The following is a 2,039-nucleotide window of genomic DNA, read 5'->3' as shown; positions in this document are numbered from 1 at the left end:
CAGGACCGCGGCCGCGCCGCGTCGCACGGGCGCTCTGGTCGCCCAGGTCGGCGCCTCGCCGTCCGACGCCGACGCCCGCGGCCTACTCGCGGCGCTGGGGTCCAGCGTGGGCGGCCGCGAGACCTGGGTCGAGAAGGCCGCCGTCGGCGGACGGACCTGGTATCGCGCGGTGGTGGGCGGTTTCGCCGACGCGGGCGAGGCCAGCGGGTTCTGCGCCGGCCTAAAGGCGGCGGGCCGCGACTGTTTCGTGCGCAGCGCAAGTCGCTAAGGCCAAGCTTGCGGCGATCCGTCGCATAACGGATTCACGCCCGTTAATCGCCGGCAAGGTGTGGAGTCAGCAGCTACCAGTCGATGACCTCAGCGCCCCCAGCCCGGTCGTTCAAGGCCCCGACGATCACGGGACGGACCGTGGTCGACGCCGCCCTGCTGGCGGCGGCGGTGGGCGTGCTGGCATACGCCTCGCTGTGGGCGCCCCAGGACTTCGGCCAGGCCTCGCCCATCTGGGTGGCCAACACCCTGACCGTGGTCGCCATCCTGCGCAGCGGACCGGGCCGGTGGCCGATCTGGCTGGCGGCGGGTTTCCTCGGCAACGCGATGGCCGACCTAGCCGTGGGCAATACCATCGCGACGTCGATCGCGCTCGCGGGCGCGAACGTCGTGGAGGTGATGATCTGCGGGCTGGGCCTGCGGCGGGCGCTACCGGAGGGGTTCGACCCGGTGCGCATGCGCCATCTGGCGCTGGGCGCCGCCTTCGCCCTCGCAGGCTCGGCGGCTTCGGCGATCCTGGCGTCGGCGTGGCTGGGCCTGCTCGAAGGCCGCCACGTGTGGAGCCAGCTCGCGATCTGGACGCTGGCCGACACCCTGGGCCTGATCATCCCGACGCCCTGCCTGCTGATCCTCGCCGATTGGCGCCGATACTGGGCCGACCGGGGCCCGCGCTCGTGGGCGGCGGCGATCATCCTGGTGGTGATCGGGCTGGAGGCGGTGATCTTCGCCCAGACCCGCTATCCGCTGCTGTTCCTCGTGCCGCTGATGACCGTGACGGCCGCCGTCGTGCTGCGGATGATGGGCGCGGCGATCATCGTGCTGGCGACGGCGGCGCTGGCCATCGGCTTCACCTTCGCCGGCCGTGGCCCGATCGCGCTGGAGACGTCTGGCTGGACCGAGACGCTGGTGCTGCTGCAGGGCTTCGTGGCGGTGGTCTGCGGGCTCACGCTCCAGGTCGCCGCGTTGCAGGAGCAGCGGCGCGCCGCGGCCCGGCGGCTTGCCGAAGCCCTGGCCGAGGCCGAGCAGGCGGCGCGCGTGAAGGGTGAGTTCCTGGCCAACATGAGCCACGAGATCCGCACGCCCCTGACCTCGATCCTGGGGTTCGCATCGCTGCTGGCGGAGAAGAAGCTGGATGACGAAGCGGCGCGCTACGCCGCACGCGTGCTGGCGGCCAGCCGCAACCTGCTGGCCCTCGTCAACGACGTGCTGGACTTCTCGAAGCTCGAGGCCGGCCGGCTGGAGATCAAGCCGCAGCCGGGCAACCCGGAGGAGTGCGGCCGCGACGTGGTCGAGCTGTTCGCGCCGCAGGCCGCGGGCAAGCAGCTCGGCATCGCCTTCGAGGGCGCGGAGTTGCCGCCGGCCGTCACGGTCGACTTCGACCGTCTGCGGCAGGTCCTGATGAACCTCGTGGGCAATGCGGTGAAGTTCACCGACGCAGGGTCGGTGCGGGTGACCGCGGCGTACGACGCGGCGACCGAACGCCTGACCTACCGCGTGGCCGACACGGGGCCAGGCCTGGACGCGGCGGCGCAGGCGAAGCTGTTCCAGCGGTTCAGCCAGGTGGACGCCGCGGTCAACCGGGCGCACGACGGCTCGGGCCTGGGGCTCGCCATCTCGCGCGGGCTGGTCGAGGCCATGGGCGGGGCGATCGGGGTCGAGAGCCGTCCGGGCGCGGGCGCGGTCTTCTGGTTCGAGGTCCCGGCGCCGCCGGCCGAAGCGGCCGACGCGGCCGAGGGCGCGCAGCTCGACATCTCGGCCTTCGTGGGGCTACG

The 2,039-nt window shown here is 72.8% G+C and carries 2 protein-coding genes; both read left to right on the top strand.

All coding sequences use genetic code 11. The features are described 5' to 3' along the window. A partial coding sequence (locus tag VGD44_RS02865) for an SPOR domain-containing protein (RefSeq protein ID WP_331083681.1) occupies window positions 1-268 on the top strand: 268 nt, incomplete at its 5' end. 83 nt (window positions 269-351) lie between these two features. Beyond that, a partial coding sequence (locus VGD44_RS02860) for an ATP-binding protein (RefSeq protein WP_331083679.1) occupies window positions 352-2,039 on the top strand: 1,688 nt, incomplete at its 3' end.

The sequence above is a fragment of the Phenylobacterium sp. genome (assembly GCF_036402295.1).
Taxonomy (GTDB): Bacteria; Pseudomonadota; Alphaproteobacteria; order Caulobacterales; family Caulobacteraceae; genus Phenylobacterium.
Note: the sequence above shows the minus strand (reverse complement) of the source record. Positions and strands in the feature narration are given on the sequence as shown.